Here is a 16,056-nt window from a genome sequence, read left to right on the forward strand (position 1 = left end):
CACACGATCACCCCTGGCGGTCGGTCACGTCCATGGACAAAGATCGTCGCTGATTGGACGCAAGCAGTACCGAGCCGGGCAGGAGGAAACGGCATGTACCACACCTGGATGCGCTATTTCACCCCCGCTCCAGCCCACCACCGCCTCGGACTCGCCTGCCTCGGCGTCGGCCTCCAGTACGGCGAACTGCCCGTCGTCGGACCCCGCACCCTCGACCACCACGTCGCCGTCGTGATCAGCGCGGGCAGCGGCTGGTACCGCACCCCCGACGGACACCGCCACCCCGTCACCGCGCCCGCCCTGATCTGGCTCACCCCCGGCACACCACACCACTACGGGCCCGACCCCAGCTGGGACGAGTGCTTCGTCGACTTCACCGGACCCGCGACAGCCACGTACACCGAACTCGGCTACATCGAACCCGACCGGCCCGTCGTCCCCCTCGCCGACGCGGGCGCCGCCCGCACCGTCGTCGGCCGCATCGCCCGCGCCGCCCGCCGCGGCAACCCCCTCCTGGAAGTGGAGACCGGCGCCGCCGTCCACGAACTCCTCGTCGCCCTGCGCCGCGCCCGCGCCGACCTCGCCCCCGACGGCGACGAAGTCCTCCAGGCCCTCGCCCGCGACGCCTTCCAGCCCCTGTCCGTCGCCGAACACGCCGCCCGGCACGGCATGACCCCCGCCGAACTGCGCACCGCCGTCCGCCGCCGCGCCGGATGCAGCCCCAAGGACTACCTCCTCGGCATCCGCCTGGGCCGCGCCAAAGAACTCCTCGCCGCCACCGAACTCCCCGTCGCCGCCGTCGCCCGCCGCGTCGGCTACGACGACCCCGCCTACTTCTCCCGCCTCTTCACCCGCCGCGTCGGCATCGCCCCCGTCCGCTTCCGCGACCAGCAGGGCCGAACCGTCCCCGGCGGCTGGAGCAACCAGATCCCCGACCCCGACGATCCACCCATGATCGAGCCCCCGCACGCCCCGTAGGGTTGGATGTCATGACCACCAGCAAGCCCCAGGAAGTCGACCCCGCCGTCCGCGCCGAACTCGACCGGCTGCGCGACAGCATCGACAACATCGACGCCGCCGTCGTCCACATGCTCGCCGAGCGCTTCAAATGCACCCAGCAGGTCGGCCACCTCAAGGCCGCCCACCAGCTGCCGCCCGCCGATCCCTCCCGCGAGGCCCACCAGATCGCCCGGCTGCGCCGCCTCGCCGAGAACGCCAAGCTGGATCCGGCCTTCGCCGAAAAATTGCTGAATTTCATCATCGCCGAGGTCATCCGCCACCACGAGCGCATCGCGGACGGCACCGGGAACGGCACGGCCCGACCGGGGGAGTGACACCGGGCCGTCCGGGCGTGCATCCTGAGCACTCCTTGCCGAGCACTCGCTGTCGAGCACTCCCCAGACCCACCTGACACAACCACGGGCTCACGTCGTGAGTCGGTACGGGCATAAGCTGGTATGTCCAAACGAGGGGACGTCAGGCCATGCCGTCGGATGCCAGAATCCTCATCGTCGACGACCATGAGGACACGCTGTACGCCCTGGAGAGCGCCCTGGCCCCGCTGGGCTACCAGGCCGCGCGGGCCACCAGCGGCGACGAAGCGCTCAAGGAAGTCCTGCGCGGCCAGGTCGGGCTGCTCCTCCTCGACGTGCGCATGCCCGGCGTCAGCGGCCTCGACGTCGTCCGCTACATGCGGCGCCTGGAACAGACCCAGCACATCCCCATCATCCTGCTCACCGGCTTCGGCCCGGACGCCGAACTCACCTCCATCGCCTTCAACCTCGGCGTCGCCGACCTCGTCATGAAACCCATCGACCCCTGGGCCCTGCGCACCAAGGTCCGCTACCTGTACGACGCCCACCAACGCCAGCGGAGCCTGGAACACGAAGTGCGCGAACTGCGCGCCCTGATCAAGGAACACACCCCCGACCCCGCCCTCACACACCCCGACACCCGCGTCCCCGTCCAGCGCGATCCCCGCAACGAGACGCTGCAACAGGACCGCACCCCGTAACCGCCTAGGACATACGCCATATCCACAGGGGACATACGCCACGTACCGGACCGCCCCTGTGCGCTGTCGGACCCATCAGGCAGCATGTCCTCATGTCCGTACTGACGCGCGACGAAGCGCAGACCCGAGCCAAGCTCCTCGACGTCCACCACTACGGGATCGAACTCGACCTGACCCGCGGGGACGAGACCTTCGACTCCCGCACCGTCATCCGGTTCACCGTCCGCACCGACGCGGACACCTTCGTCGAGCTGAAGCCCGCCGAACTGCGCTCCGTCACCCTCGACGGCCGGCCCCTCGACCCCGAGACCCTCGACGAGAACCGGCTGCCCCTGGACGGCCTCACCGCCGGCGAGCACGAGCTGCGCGTCGACGCCGCCATGCGCTACTCCCGCACCGGCGAGGGCATGCACCGCTTCACCGACCCCACCGACGGCGAGACCTACCTCTACACCCAGCTGTTCATGGAAGACGTCCAGCGCGTCTTCGCCGCCTTCGACCAGCCCGACCTGAAGGCCGTCTTCGACCTGTCCGTCACCGCCCCCGACGGCTGGACCGTCCTCGCCAACGGCGTCACCGAACACCTCGGGGAAGGCCGCTGGAAAGCCGCCCCCACCCCGCTCATCTCCACCTACCTCGTCGCCGTCGCCGCAGGCCCCTGGCACTCCGTACGCACCGAGCACCGCGGCCTCCCCTTCGGCATCCACTGCCGCCGCTCCCTGGCCCCCCACATGGACGCCGACGCCGACGAGATCCTCGACATCACCCGCGCCTGCTACGACCGCTACCACGAGAAGTTCGAGGAGCCCTACCCCTTCGACTCCTACGACCAGGCGTTCGTCCCCGAGTTCAACGCCGGCGCCATGGAGAACCCCGGACTCGTCACCTTCCGCGACGAGTTCATCTACCGCTCCGCCGTCACCGACACCGAGCGGCAGACCCGCGCCATGGTCATCGCCCACGAAATGGCCCACATGTGGTTCGGCGACCTCGTCACCCTGCGCTGGTGGGACGACATCTGGCTGAACGAGTCCTTCGCCGAGTACATGGGCTACCAGACCCTCACCGAAGCCACCCGCTTCACCGACACCTGGGTCGACTTCGGCGTCGCCCGCAAATCCTGGGGCTACGACGCCGACCAGCGCCCCTCCACCCACCCCGTCGCCCCCGACCCGGAAGCCGTCCCCGACACCGCGTCCGCCATGCTCAACTTCGACGGCATCTCCTACGCCAAGGGCGCCTCCGCCCTGCGCCAACTGGTGGCCTGGCTCGGCGAGAAGGACTTCCTCACCGGCATCAACACCCACTTCGCCCGCCACAAGTTCGCCAACGCCACCCTCGCCGACTTCATCGACTCCCTCGCCGGAGCCACCGAACGCGACGTGCACGCCTGGGCCGACGCCTGGCTGCGCACCACCGGCGTCGACACCCTCACCCCGACGACCGAGGCCGGCACCGACGGCAGCCACACACTCACCGTGCGCCGCGACGGCAGCCGCCCGCACCGCATCACCGTCGGCGTCTACGACCAGGACCTCACCGACAACAGCCGCCTCACCCTCCGCGAACGCCTCGACCTCGACGTCCCCCAGGCCGAACCGGAGGCGATCGGCAAACGCCCCGCCCTGCTCCTCCTCAACGACGGCGACCTCTCCTACGCCAAGGTCCGCTTCGACCCCGAGTCCTTCGAAACCGTCCGTACGGCCCTCTCCGGCCTCCCCGACCCGCTCACCCGCGCCGTCGTCTGGAACGCCCTGCGCGACGCCGTACGCGACGGCGAACTGCCCGCCATGGCCTACGTGGACGCCGCCCGCGCCCACCTCCCGCACGAGACCGACCTCGCCCTCGTCCAAGGCGTCCTGTCCTTCGCGACCGCCCACGTAGCCGACCGCTTCCTCACCGCCGAGGACCGCCCGGCCGCCCTCGCCACCCTCACCGACCTGTGCCGCGACCTCATCCGCCGCACCGAGGACGGCTCCCACCCCGGCCTGCGGCTCACCGCCGTACGCCACTTCATCGACGTCGCCGCCCACCCCGACACCATCAGCGCCTGGTTCTCCGAGGGCACCGTCCCCGGCGGCCCCGAACTCGACCCCGAGCTGCGCTGGCGCATCCTCGGCCGGCTCGCCGTCCTCGGCGCCGTCGACGACGCCGTCATCGACGCCGAACTCGTCCAGGACCCCAGCGCCACCGGCCAGGAAGGCGCCGCCCGCTGCCGGGCCGCGCTGCCCGACCCGGCGGCCAAGCGTGCGGCCTGGGAGTCGATGTTCACCACCGACGACCTCTCCAACTACCTCTTCACCGCCACCGCGCAAGGCTTCTGGCAGCCCGAACAGGCCGACCTCGTACGGGAGTACGTCGAGCGGTACTGGCCCGACGCCGTAGCGCTCGCCGCCCGCCGCGGCCCCGCCATCGCCGAAGCCGCCGGACGCTGGGCCTTCCCCGTCCACGCCATCTCCGCCTCGACCCTCACCCTCGGCGAGACCTGCCTCCGCGACGCCGACCCCACCCCCGCCCTCCGCCGCAAACTCACCGACCAACTCGACGACCTGGCCCGAGCATTGCGGGTACGTGAGCCGTAACACCGGCCCCCTAAAAGATTGCGCAGTTCCCCGCGCCCCTTAAGGGGCGCGGGGAACTGCGCGACAAGCCCCCACCGACCCGCAGCCGACGAACTACCCAGCGGGGTCTGGGGGCGCAGCCCCCAGGGATGGGACGGGTAAGGGCGGCGGGGGCGACAAACGCGCGTGACGCCTAGCACCTTCGCCTGCCCAACACATTTCCTCCGTACGGCAGTACCCCCTTTTGGGTCGGATCGTTGTCCTATACGGGCGCGCCGACCCGAAATGCGTACAGGCTTGGACTCCCCCTGCCGCGCGCCCACCGGAGGACACCCCATGAGCACGCCGCCCCTCGCCTCAGGACCCGAAGGCCCCGACGCACTGCGGCCGTTGCTCGAAACCGTCCTCGACGCCCTACGCGAGGGCGCCACCGCACGCGGAGGACCACTCCCCGCCGGAGGCCCGCAGGCAGTGGCCCACCGCCTACGGGACACGGTCGGCGACGTACTGCCCCGACAGGGAACCCAGGACGCCCTGCACGTCCTCGTACGCGCCCTCGCGGAAGGCGCCGCCGACCCCGCCGACCCCCTGTGCGCCGCCCACCTCCACTGCCCACCCCTCGCCGTAGCCACCGCCGCCGACCTCGCCGCCGCCGCCCTCAACCCGTCCCTCGACTCCTGGGACCAGGCCCCAGCCGCATCCGAGCTGGAAACCCTCGTCACCCAAGCCCTGGCCCACGAGGTCTACGGCACCCAAGGCGACGCCCTCGTCACCACCGGCGGCACCGAGTCCAACCAACTCGCCCTCCTCCTCGCCCGCGAAGCCCACAGCGCGGTACAACTCGTCTGCGGTGCCAACGCCCACCACTCCCTGCACCGCGCCGCCTGGCTGCTCGGCCTGCCCGACCCCGTCGTCGTCCCCGCCCCCGCCGGCACCATGGACCCCGCAGCCCTCGACGAAGCCCTCACCGAACTGCCCGGCCCCCGCGGCAACTTCCTCGTCGCCGCCACCGCCGGCACCACCGACGCCGGGCTCATCGACCCACTGCCCGACATCGCCGACCTGTGCGCCGCCCACGGCGCCCGCCTCCACATCGACGCCGCCTACGGCGGAGGCCTCCTCTTCAGCGACCACCACCGCACCCAACTCGACGGACTCGACCGCGCCCACACCGTCACCCTCGACCTGCACAAACTCGGCTGGCAGCCCGTCGCCGCAGGACTCCTCGCCGTACGCGACCCCCACGACCTCGCCGTACTGCAACACCGCGCCGACTACCTCAACGCCGACGACGACACCGAAGCAGGACTCCCCGACCTCCTCGGCCGCTCCCTGCGCACCACCCGACGCCCCGACATCCTCAAAATCGCCGTCACCCTCAAAACCCTCGGCAGAGAAGGCATCGGCGCCCTCGTCGACCAAGTCTGCGCCCACGCCCACGAGTTGGCCGACCTCATAGCCGCCCACCCCGGCTTCGAGCTCTACGACCGGCCCACCATCAGCACCGTCCTGTTCCGACCCGCCGGAGCCCCCGACGCCGCCGTCGCCGCCGTACGCCGCACCCTCCTGCACCAAGGCCGCGCCGTCCTCGGACGCGCCACACTCGACGGCCGCCTCTGGCTCAAAGCCACCCTCCTCAACCCCCACACCCGGCCGGGCGACCTGGCCACGCTCCTGAAACTGGTGGAAGGACACACCCCCCAATGAGCCCGACGCCCACCCCCACACGCCCCGCCGCCGAAGCACCCCGCGACCTGGTGGGCATCGGCATCGGCCCCTTCAACCTCTCCCTCGCCGCCCTCGCCCAGCCCCTCGCCGAACTCGACAGCGTCTTCTACGAACAACGCCCCGGCTTCGACTGGCACCCCGGCCTCCTCATCGACGGCGCCACCCTCCAAGTCCCCTTCCTCGCCGACCTGGTGACCCTCGCCGACCCCGCCAGCCCCTGGTCGTTCCTCAGCTACCTCAAAGCCCGCGAACGACTCTTCCCCTTCTACTTCGCCGAGCGCTTCCACATCCAGCGCGCCGAATACGACGCCTACTGCCGCTGGGTCGCCGACAGCCTCCCCGGACTCCACTTCGGCCACCAGGTCGACGCCGTCCGCTGGAACCCCGAACGCACCCTGTTCGAAGTCGACTTCACCCAACTCGACACCGACGGAGAAGCCGAAGCCCTCGGCCGCACCTACACCCGCAACATCGTCCTCGGCGTCGGCACCGCCCCCCACATCCCCGAACCGCTCAGACCACTCGTCGAAGCCCCCGGCGTGCCCGTCATCCACGCCGCGGACTACCTCAAGCACCGCGAACAGTTCCTCACCGCCGAACACATCACCGTCATCGGCGCGGGACAATCCGGCGCCGAAGTCTTCCTCGACCTGCTGCGCAACCGCCCCCCGGGCCGCGAGAAAATCCACTGGCTCGCCCGCACCGAAGCGTTCGCCCCCATGGAGTACTCCAAGCTCGGCCTCGAACACTTCACCCCGGACTACACCCGCTACTTCCACCACCTCACCGAACCCGTACGCGACCGCCTCGTCGCCGCCCAATGGCAGCTCCACAAAGGCATCGACGCCGACACCATCGCCGCCATCCACGACGAGCTCTACCGCCGCACCCTCCACGGCGGCTGGCCCGACGCCGTCCTCACCCCCGCCGTCACCGTCCGCACCGCCGGACGCGTCGCCACCACCCAAGTCGAACTCCACCTGGAACACGTCCAACAAGGCGCCCGCACCCGCCTCACCACCGACGCCGTCGTCCTCGCCACCGGCTACCGCGAACGCCCCCTCGGCCAGATCCTCGCCGGACTCGACCCCTACCTGCGCCGCGACAGCTCCGAACGCCCCCGCATCGACGACCAGTTCCGCCTCGTCCTCGACCCCTCCGTCACCGGCCACGTCCACGTCCAGAACGCCGAACTCCACACCCACGGCGTAGGCGCCCCCGACCTCGGCCTCGCCGCCTGGCGCAGCGCCACCATCCTCAACTCCCTCACCGGCAAAGACCCCTACCCCCTCCCCGGACGAACGGCCTTCACCACCTTCGGACTCGACCCCCACCCCCAGATCCCCACCGCCCGCGACACCGCCCGCACACTCACCCCCCTCGTCGAGGGAAGGTAAGCAAAAGGGAAAAAGCAGCGTCCACGGCGCCGACGCGAAAACCATCGCCGACACCGTGGACGTATCCCCGCTGGACCTCTGGATCTCCCGACCTTCAGGCCTTCATCTCCCGACCTTCAGGCCTTCGGACCGCTAGAAGACGGGCGTGCCGTCCCGCGTCAGCTTCCAGTCCACCGAAGCGAACTCCTTCGGGTCGAGCGCGCCCTTCGCGGTCACCCACTCGGCGATCCGCGTACGGATCTCCGTCGACTCCGCCCACACCTCGGTGGCGGAAGCGACATGCGGGAACGCACCGCCACCATTGGCCCGGTAGTTGTTCACCGCCAGCACGAACTGCTCCGCGTCATCCAGCGCCGCACCGTTGTAGGTCAGGTTCTTGATCCGCGAACCCGCCGCCTGCGCGATGTCGATGTCGTACTGAAGACCCGAAACGTAGTCGTAGTTGTAGTCCGGACGGCTGTTCGCGTTCGTCAGCTTCTCCACGTCGACCGTGGCATCCGCCGCCGTCTGCACGAAATACTGCGCCGAGTACTCCAGGTACGCCCGGATCTGCGCGCCCGTCATCAACTTCGCGACCAGCGTGTTGTCGTACACATACAGGCTGGACAGATCGCGGATGGTCACGTTCCCCGCCGGGATCTCCGACGTACGCGAGAACGGCGACGCCTGCGCGATCACCGGCAGCGACGCATACGACGTACCCACCAGCGCCGCCTTGACCACGTCCTCCTGCACCTTGGTGATCAGGTCGATGATCGGGGCGTCCTTGTACCGAGCCTCAACCGTCGTCAACGTCTCCGTTGCCGTGCCCACCACCTGGTTGACATACGCGACAACCACGTCGTGCTCGTCCTTCAACAGCTTGGTGATCTTCGGGTCGTCGGCGACCGAGTTCGAGTTGCGGACCGACGCCGCCACCGACTCGACCGTCCACTTCCCCTTCTCGAAAACCAGCTCGACGTCGAACACCGACAGCCGCTCCGCATACGCCAGCGGCTCCGACAGCACGACCGTCTTGCCCGTCGCCGTGTTCGTGACCTTCAGCTCCGGGATCTCCACATGCGCGTGCCCCACCAGGATCGCGTCGATACCCGGCACCTGCTGAGCGACCAGCGCCGCCGAATTCTCGACGTACGGCAGCTGGTCACCGTAGGAGGACGTGCCGGACGAACCGGAGTGCGCCGACACCACGACCACGTCCGCACCCATCGACCGCAGCTTCGGCACCCACTTCGCCGCCTGCTCCTCCAGACCCGGGAACGTCAACTTCCCCTGCACATACGCCTTGTCCCAGATCGCGATACCCGGGTTGGTGAGGCCGAGCACGGCCACCTTCACCGGCGGGGCGCCCGGCACATGGAACTTCTTGATGAAGTAGGGAGGGAACGCCGGCTTCAGCGTCTTCGCGTCCAGCGCGTTCGCACCCAGCAGCGGGAAACGACACTGCGACTCGAACTTCCGCAGCGTCTCGATCCCGTAGTTGAACTCGTGGTTGCCGAGCGCCGCCGCATCGAACCCGATCGCGTTCATCGCCTGCGCCATCGGGTGGACCGGACCGCCCTTGGCGGTAATCGGGTCCACCTTCGCGTAGTAGTACGTCAGCGGGGTGCCCTGGATCGTGTCACCCGCGTCCAGCAGCAGCGTGTTGCAGCGGCCCTTCTCCTCACGGATCTCGTTCACCAGCGTCGAAATCCGCGCCAGACCCTGCGCGTTGCCCGCCTTGTCCGTGTACTCCGCGTCCTTGAAGTAATCCCAGTTGAAGACATGCCCGTGCAGGTCCGTCGTACCCAGCACCGTCAGCGAATACCGCTTCGGGGCCTTCACACCCGCCACGGACTCGGCAGCCTGCGCCGCCGGAGCCGCGGCCGCCCCGGCGAGCGCGACCCCCGCACCCGTCACAGCGGACTTCTTCAGGAACTTCCGGCGGTTCAACGGCATGTCTATGGCTCCTAGGGAAAAGGTCAACGACGCGCGTAGATTCTGACCCACCCACCACCACCGCAACAGGTCCAGGAGGTTTCGATCTGATGACCTGTAGGCACCCAGAACCAACCCGCCCAGTGACAGAGTGGGACGTATGACCCCCACCCCGGACACCACCCCCGAGGAACCCCAACCCACAACCCCCTACGGAACACCCGAATCCCCACGCATCGCCGTCCGCGGCGAAGCCCACCTCGAAGTCGACCCCGAAATCGCCCGCATCGGCATCACCGTCATCGCCCGCGGCACCGACAAACGAGACGCCCTCGCCGACCTCACCCGCCGCAACACCACCGCCCTCGACGTCGTCAAGTCCTACGGCGACGCAGTCGAACGCGTCGAGACCGGCGCCTTCTCCATCACACCCGAACTCACCAAACGCGGCCGCGGTGAACGCATCCGCCACTACTACGGCCGCGTCCACATCACCGCCGAATTCACCGACTTCACCGCACTCGGCGAACTCACCACACGACTCGCCGACCTCGACGTCACCCAAGTCGACGGCCCCTCCTGGGCCCTGCGCCCCGACTCACCCGCCCACCGCACAGCCCGCCAACAAGCAGTCCGCGAAGCCGTCCAACGCGCCCGCGAATACGCCGAAGCCCTCGGCACCACCCTCACCGCCCTCGTCGAACTCGCCGACATCGGAGCCGAGAACGCCCAGCCCTACGCCTTCGAAGCCCAAACCGCCCGCACCCTGCGCACCAGGTCCTTCACCGGCGGCGCCCACGACGACGAAGCCCCACCCCTCGACCTCGAACCCCAACGCCAACACGTCTACGCCCAGGTCAACGCCCGATTCACCATGGCACCACCCCAGCTGTAGCCGAAGCGGGCAGCACCATTTCTCCGTGCGTAAATACAGCCGGGGTGCGCCAAAACCCCACCGTGCTCATCCGAGCACCCCGGCGCACAATTCAACTGTTGTCAATAAGGCTTCACGTAAAGGTTGTTGAGTAGTCACGCACGACCAATTCTCTACCCGCCGGTAAGGCCTAGGCTCAAACCATGCGCCGAGCAAAAATCGTCTGTACATTGGGCCCCGCCACCGACTCATACGACCAGATCAAAGCCCTGGTCGAAGCCGGAATGGACGTAGCCCGCTTCAACCTCAGCCACGGCACCTACGCCGAACACGAGGAGCGCTACCGGCACGTACGAAAGGCCTCCGACGAGACCGGCCGCAGCGTCGGCATCCTCGCCGACCTTCAAGGCCCGAAGATCCGACTCGGCCGCTTCAGCGAAGGCCCCGTACTCCTTGAACGCGGAGACACCTTCACCATCACCGTCGAAGAAGGCACCCAAGGCGACCGCCAAACCTGCGGCACCACCTACTCCGGCCTCAACACCGACGTCACCCCCGGCGAACGCATCCTCGTCGACGACGGCAAAGTCACCCTCGAAGTCACCGCAGTCGACGGCCCCCGCGTCCACACCACCGTCGTCGAAGGCGGCATGGTCTCCGACCACAAAGGCCTCAACCTCCCCGGCGTCGCCGTCTCCGTCCCCGCCCTCTCCGACAAGGACGAAGCAGACCTCCGCTGGGCCCTACGCTCCGGCTTCGACGTCATCGCCCTCTCCTTCGTCCGCAGCGGCCGCGACATCGAAGACGTCCACCGCATCATGGACGAGGAAAACCGCCGCCTCCCGGTGATCGCCAAGGTGGAGAAGCCCCAAGCCGTCGACAACATCGACAACATCGTCGCCGCCTTCGACGGCATCATGGTCGCGCGAGGCGACCTGGGCGTGGAAATGCCACTGGAGCAGGTCCCCATCGTCCAAAAGCGCGCCATCAAACTGGCGAAACGCAACGCCAAGCCGGTCATCGTCGCCACCCAGATGCTCGACTCGATGATCGACAACTCCCGCCCGACACGCGCGGAGGCCTCGGACGTGGCGAACGCGGTGATCGACGGTACGGACGCCGTGATGCTCTCCGGCGAGACCAGCGTCGGCAAATACCCCGTCGAGACCGTCAAGACCATGGCCCGCATCGTCGAAGCCGCCGAGGAAGACATCCTCGCCAAGGGCCTCCCGCCCCTGACCGAACGCAACAAACCCCGCACCCAGGGCGGCGCCGTCGCCCGAGCGGCAGCGGAGATGGGCGACTTCCTGGGAGCCAAGTTCCTCGTCGCCTTCACCCAGTCCGGCGACACCGTCCGCCGCCTCTCGCGCTACCGCTCACCCATCCCCCTCCTCGCCTTCACCCCCACCCCCGCCACCCGCTCCCAGCTCAACCTCACCTGGGGCGTCGAAACCTTCCTCGGCCCCCACGTCGACTCCACCGACGCCATGGTCGACCAGGTCGACGAACTCCTCCTCAAATACGGCCGCTGCCAAAAAGGCGACATCGTCGTCATCACGGCCGGCTCCCCGCCCGGAGTCTCCGGCTCGACCAACCTCGTACGCGTCCACCACATCGGCGAGGACGACAGCCCCAAGTAGGACGTCATGGGACGCAAAGGACCCCTCTTTAAGCATCAAGCAAGCTTCAAGAGGGGCCCATTTCCTACGGAGTCACGATGTTGAAGTCGGCGGTAGGCGTCACGATCACCGAGAACAACTTGGTGAGCAGGCTGGTGTCACCGGACGTCTGAATGGACCCCAACCCCTTCCCGGCCAGCAGCTGAAGCAACTGCACCTTGTTCATGGTGAGCGTGAGCCCGGCGGAAGCACTCGCCTTCGCATCGACGGTGTGAGTCAACACCCCGTTCTTCAGACGCAGATGCCAGTACTTTCCCTGCCCTGGCTGCCCCGGCAGATACCAGTCGATCGCCAGATCCAGATCCCAGGCCTTCGGCCCATTCACCCGCACCGACATCGCGTCGATCAACTGGTCGACCGACAGCGCAGCCTTCACATCCGAACTGTCACTCGTCGTCGACGGCGGCTTCACACCCTCCCGCAACTCCATCGCACCCGTCAGATAGAAGTTCCGCCACACCGCGTTCTCAGCGGCATAGGCCAGCTTCTCGTAGACCTGCGCCAGCAGCTGCTTCGGCTTCTCGGCATCAGGCTCGGCGAACACACAGTGATTCAGCAACGTCGCGGCAAACCGCAGATCACCATCACGGACGAACCCACGCGCCTTCGACACGGCCGACGACATCCCCCCGAGCGCCTTCACATACCGCTTGGCCTCGGCGACCGGCGGATGCTCCCACAAATGCGCCGGATTGGCATCGAACCATCCCATGTACCGCTGATAAATGCCCTTCACGTTATGACTCAGCGACCCGTAATAGCCGTGATTCGCCCATACGCCGGCCAGCGCGGGCGGCAGCACGAACTCCTCCGCGATCTCCCGCCCCGTCATCCCCGAATTCAGCATCCGCAGCGTCTGATCATGCATGTAGGCATACAGATCCCGCTGGTTCTCCAACAGCGCGACAATGTCGCCATTTCCCCAGGTCGGCCAGTGGTGCGACGCGAACGCGACATCCACCCGACCGTCGTACCGCCCAATGGACTCCGTCAGATACGCCGCCCATTGCTTGGCATCCCGAACCTGCGCACCCCGCAGGGTGATGAGGTTGTGCATCGTGTGCGTCGCGTTCTCCGCCATGCAGACCGCACGCAACTCGGGGAACAGGAAGTTCATCTCGGCCGGCGCCTCCGTCCCCGGCGTCATCTGGAACTCCATAACGACACCATCGACCGTCTCCCGCTGCCCAGTCGCGGAGATGTACGTCGTCGGTTCGAGTAGCCCGATGGTGCCGGTCGAGATGCTCTGCCCGAGACCGCACCCGATCTGCCCAGCAGGCCCCTTGTCGAGCTGAGCGCCGTACATGTAGATCGAGCGCCGGGTCATCGCCGTACCCGCGTACACGTTCTCGGAGACCGCGTGCTCCATGAACCCCTCGGGCGCGAGGATGGGCACGTCCCCGGCCCCGTCCGGCAGTACGCCACGGCAGCCACCGTAGTGATCGACGTGCGGGTGGGTGTAGATCAGCCCCGTGACCTTCCTGTCGGCCACGTGATCGCGGTACAGCTTCAGCGCGGCGGCGGCCGTCTCCGCGGAGATGAGCGGGTCGATGACGACGATCCCGGTGTCGCCTTCGACGATGGTCATGTTGGAGAGGTCCAGCCCACGGACCTGATAAATCCGGTCCGTGACCTTGTACAGCCCCTGCTTCCGCGTCAGCTGCGACTGCCGCCACAAGCTCGCGTTCGCGGACTTCGGCGCGTCGTTCTTCAGGAAGTCGTACGCATCGTTGTCCCACACCACAGTGCCGGCCGAATTCCTCACCACGCCCGGCTCCAGCGCGGCGATGAACCCCTTGTCAGCGGCGTCGAAATCAGCGGCATCCGTCGCAGTGCCACCGCCACTCGCACCCAGTGCGGCAGCGGACTGCGGATTGAGCGCAACAGCCGCCGCAGCCGCACCGGCAGCCGCGACGACGAAACCTCGTCGGTTCATGGGAGTCATGCGGCCGAAGATCGCCCCGCCTCTTGCTGCGGGTCAACACTTCCTTCGGGATTTGGGGCAGCTCCCAGTCGGGGGCGGGGCAGGCAGTGACGGGTCATATTGCGGGGTCAGTACTTGGGGCCTACGTGGGTGTCCATGAGGGCGACGCAGGCGCGGCGGGCGACGGAGATGTTGTACGGGTTTCCGTTGCGGGTGCAGTGGGTCCACTGGATGCCGAGCTTGTCGAGGGTGTCGGTGTAGAGCTGGCGGATGTCGTCGGAGACGTTGGTGAAGAAGTACCGGGGGTACTCGTAGCGCTTGCGCTCACCGCCGACGAGACGCGTCGTCCAGTTGGTGATGCGGCATCCGTCGGAGTGGATGAGGCCCCGGATGAACTCCCAGGGGTGAGCGTCGACGATTTCCTGCTGCCAGGGTTCGAGGACGATGGGGCGCTCGTGCTTTTTGCCGGGCGCGTGCTGGGGGAACATGCAAGTCCAGTGCTTGCTATAGGACTTCACCTCGGTGCAGCCCTGCTTGTAGCGTGGTTTGACGCTTGGCAGCGGCATCACCTTGCGCATCGCTTCTTCGGCGGCTGCGACTAAGCCGGTTTGTGTCGCGTTGCAGAAGATGGACAAGTGGTGCTGCTTGCGCTTCGAGATGATGTGGCCGTCGCCGAGGTAGAGCCCCAGCAGGTAGGCGTACGCGACTCGGTCGAAGTCGCGGGCTGTGCAGTGTGGACAGTCCGACGGCTGCTCGTAGGCTTCGCCGCGCGCTCTGCGGTCTTCGCTGCGCCACCAGCCGATGGTCCCGCGCGGGATGTTGAGACGTTCCGCGACGACGCGATTGGGTACGCCCTGGCGCATGAGTGCGACTGCCTGAGCCCGAATCGAAGGGCCGTGCTGTTCCATGTGGACACTTTGAGTTACCGACCGTGACGCCACGCAGCAAAAAGCGGATGTTCACGAGAACGTGGACATCCGCTTCCTGAGGTGACCTTCGAATCTAAGGAAAAGTGCCCCGAGTCGGATTCGAACCGACGCTGTCGGTGGTTTGAGCACCGTGTCTCTACCGCTGGACTACCGGGGCTTCCTCTAAAAGCAAGGCTGGTGGTCACCCGCCGTGCCCTTACCTTACCGCAGCTAGGTAGGCTCTTGTCAGCAGTACCCCGCCCTGAACGAGGAGCCCCCGTGACCGCCCCCGAGTCGCCCCAGCCCGTAGACGCGCCCGACGACGACAAGTCGCACGTGCCTCCGCTGACGACCCGTGTCGTCATCGCAGAGGACGAGGCGCTGATTCGTCTCGACCTCAAGGAGATGCTGGAGGAAGAGGGCTACACCGTCGTAGGCGAGGCGGGTGACGGTGAGCAGGCCGTCGAGCTGGCCCGGGAGCACAGGCCGGACCTGGTGATCCTCGACGTGAAGATGCCGAAGCTGGATGGCATCTCGGCGGCCGAGAAGATTGCCGAAGAGTCGATCGCGCCGGTCCTGATGCTCACCGCGTTCTCGCAGCGTGACCTCGTGGAGCGTGCGCGCGATGCCGGTGCGATGGCGTATCTGGTGAAGCCGTTCAGCAAGAGTGACGTGGTGCCCGCCATTGAGATGGCGGTGTCGCGGTTCACGGAGTTGAAGGCGCTGGAGAAGGAGATCGAGGATCTCACGCAGCGGCTGGAGACGCGGAAGCTGGTGGACCGTGCGAAGTCGGTGCTGCAGACCCAGTACGGGCTGACGGAGCCTGCTGCGTTCCGGTGGATTCAGAAGACCTCGATGGACCGTCGTATGTCCATGCAGCAGGTTGCCGAGGCGGTCATTCTGGACGCCGAGGAGAAGAAGTCGGCCAAGGGCTAGCCCTGGTCCGTCTGCGTCTGCGTCTGCGTCTGCGTCCGCGTCCGCGTACAGCGAAAGAGGCCCGCGCCCCCACGAGGGGCGCGGGCCTCTTCGTACACCTGGAATGGACCTGGAGTGG

General features: G+C 67.7%; 12 protein-coding genes and 1 tRNA gene. 9 read left to right on the forward strand and 4 right to left on the reverse strand.

All coding sequences use genetic code 11. The features are described 5' to 3' along the window. The first annotated feature begins 93 nt into the window (after positions 1–93). The 6 genes from OIC96_RS35865 to OIC96_RS35890 all read left to right on the forward strand — a co-directional run bounded on the left by OIC96_RS35865 (position 94) and on the right by OIC96_RS35890 (position 7,700). A complete protein-coding gene (locus OIC96_RS35865) occupies positions 94–978 on the forward strand; it encodes a helix-turn-helix domain-containing protein (RefSeq protein WP_330303850.1) in 885 nt (294 codons plus the stop codon). A gap of 11 nt (positions 979–989) precedes the next feature. Then, positions 990–1,334 (forward strand): chorismate mutase, encoded by a 345-nt coding sequence (locus OIC96_RS35870; protein ID WP_330303849.1) that lies wholly within the window; start codon positions 990–992, stop codon positions 1,332–1,334. 149 nt (positions 1,335–1,483) lie between these two features. Further along, entirely contained in the window at positions 1,484–2,014 is a 531-nt protein-coding gene (locus OIC96_RS35875; RefSeq protein WP_330303848.1) for a response regulator, read from the forward strand. A 92-nt stretch (positions 2,015–2,106) separates the two neighbouring features. After that, positions 2,107–4,596, forward strand: a complete 2,490-nt coding sequence (pepN, locus tag OIC96_RS35880) for an aminopeptidase N (protein ID WP_330303847.1) — start codon at positions 2,107–2,109, stop codon at positions 4,594–4,596. A 315-nt stretch (positions 4,597–4,911) separates the two neighbouring features. After that, complete coding sequence (locus OIC96_RS35885) at positions 4,912–6,282, forward strand: pyridoxal phosphate-dependent decarboxylase family protein (RefSeq protein WP_330303846.1); 1,371 nt, start codon at positions 4,912–4,914, stop codon at positions 6,280–6,282. After that, on the forward strand, positions 6,279–7,700 hold the full coding sequence (locus OIC96_RS35890; protein WP_330303845.1) for a lysine N(6)-hydroxylase/L-ornithine N(5)-oxygenase family protein: 1,422 nt from the start codon (positions 6,279–6,281) through the stop codon (positions 7,698–7,700). Before OIC96_RS35885 ends, OIC96_RS35890 begins: the two co-directional genes overlap by 4 nt. Positions 7,701–7,832: 132 nt before the next feature. Here OIC96_RS35890 and OIC96_RS35895 read toward each other — a convergent pair whose 3' ends face one another. Beyond that, the gene (locus tag OIC96_RS35895) at positions 7,833–9,638 is read right to left on the reverse strand and encodes a bifunctional metallophosphatase/5'-nucleotidase (protein WP_330303844.1); all 1,806 of its coding nucleotides are present in this window, start codon (positions 9,636–9,638) and stop codon (positions 7,833–7,835) included. Between the two features lie 139 nt (positions 9,639–9,777). Between OIC96_RS35895 and OIC96_RS35900 the strand changes: the two genes are divergently transcribed. Then, entirely contained in the window at positions 9,778–10,512 is a 735-nt protein-coding gene (locus tag OIC96_RS35900) for an SIMPL domain-containing protein (RefSeq protein WP_330303843.1), read from the forward strand. Between the two features lie 182 nt (positions 10,513–10,694). Then, the gene (pyk, locus tag OIC96_RS35905) at positions 10,695–12,131 is read left to right on the forward strand and encodes a pyruvate kinase (protein WP_330303842.1); all 1,437 of its coding nucleotides are present in this window, start codon (positions 10,695–10,697) and stop codon (positions 12,129–12,131) included. A 64-nt stretch (positions 12,132–12,195) separates the two neighbouring features. On the opposite strand, the gene OIC96_RS35910 is transcribed toward pyk, so the two are convergent. The 3 genes from OIC96_RS35910 to OIC96_RS35920 form a co-directional block, all read right to left on the reverse strand. Further along, positions 12,196–14,115, reverse strand: a complete 1,920-nt coding sequence (locus tag OIC96_RS35910; protein WP_330303841.1) for an alkyl/aryl-sulfatase — start codon at positions 14,113–14,115, stop codon at positions 12,196–12,198. Between the two features lie 107 nt (positions 14,116–14,222). Continuing rightward, positions 14,223–15,002 (reverse strand): helix-turn-helix domain-containing protein, encoded by a 780-nt coding sequence (locus OIC96_RS35915; protein WP_330303840.1) that lies wholly within the window; start codon positions 15,000–15,002, stop codon positions 14,223–14,225. Positions 15,003–15,107: 105 nt separating this feature from the next. Then, positions 15,108–15,180 (reverse strand) — tRNA-Leu (locus tag OIC96_RS35920). Between the two features lie 101 nt (positions 15,181–15,281). Between OIC96_RS35920 and OIC96_RS35925 the strand changes: the two genes are divergently transcribed. After that, on the forward strand, positions 15,282–15,938 hold the full coding sequence (locus OIC96_RS35925) for an ANTAR domain-containing response regulator (RefSeq protein WP_327427952.1): 657 nt from the start codon (positions 15,282–15,284) through the stop codon (positions 15,936–15,938). The last annotated feature ends 118 nt before the right edge of the window (positions 15,939–16,056 follow it).

Origin of the sequence: Streptomyces sp. NBC_00775, assembly GCF_036347135.1 — a bacterium.
GTDB classification, from domain to species: Bacteria; Actinomycetota; Actinomycetes; order Streptomycetales; family Streptomycetaceae; genus Streptomyces; species Streptomyces lutosisoli.

Excerpts from the sequence above, each read along its gene's own strand:
- OIC96_RS35865 (WP_330303850.1), top strand. The coding sequence starts at position 94 with ATGTACCACACCTGGATGCGCTATTTCACCCCCGCTCCAGCCCACCAC.
- OIC96_RS35870 (WP_330303849.1), top strand. The coding sequence starts at position 990 with ATGACCACCAGCAAGCCCCAGGAAGTCGACCCCGCCGTCCGCGCCGAA.
- OIC96_RS35875 (WP_330303848.1), top strand. The coding sequence starts at position 1,484 with ATGCCGTCGGATGCCAGAATCCTCATCGTCGACGACCATGAGGACACG.
- pepN (WP_330303847.1), top strand. The coding sequence starts at position 2,107 with ATGTCCGTACTGACGCGCGACGAAGCGCAGACCCGAGCCAAGCTCCTC.
- OIC96_RS35885 (WP_330303846.1), top strand. The coding sequence starts at position 4,912 with ATGAGCACGCCGCCCCTCGCCTCAGGACCCGAAGGCCCCGACGCACTG.
- OIC96_RS35890 (WP_330303845.1), top strand. The coding sequence starts at position 6,279 with ATGAGCCCGACGCCCACCCCCACACGCCCCGCCGCCGAAGCACCCCGC.
- OIC96_RS35895 (WP_330303844.1), bottom strand. The coding sequence starts at position 9,638 with ATGCCGTTGAACCGCCGGAAGTTCCTGAAGAAGTCCGCTGTGACGGGT.
- OIC96_RS35900 (WP_330303843.1), top strand. The coding sequence starts at position 9,778 with ATGACCCCCACCCCGGACACCACCCCCGAGGAACCCCAACCCACAACC.
- pyk (WP_330303842.1), top strand. The coding sequence starts at position 10,695 with ATGCGCCGAGCAAAAATCGTCTGTACATTGGGCCCCGCCACCGACTCA.
- OIC96_RS35910 (WP_330303841.1), bottom strand. The coding sequence starts at position 14,115 with ATGACTCCCATGAACCGACGAGGTTTCGTCGTCGCGGCTGCCGGTGCG.
- OIC96_RS35915 (WP_330303840.1), bottom strand. The coding sequence starts at position 15,002 with ATGGAACAGCACGGCCCTTCGATTCGGGCTCAGGCAGTCGCACTCATG.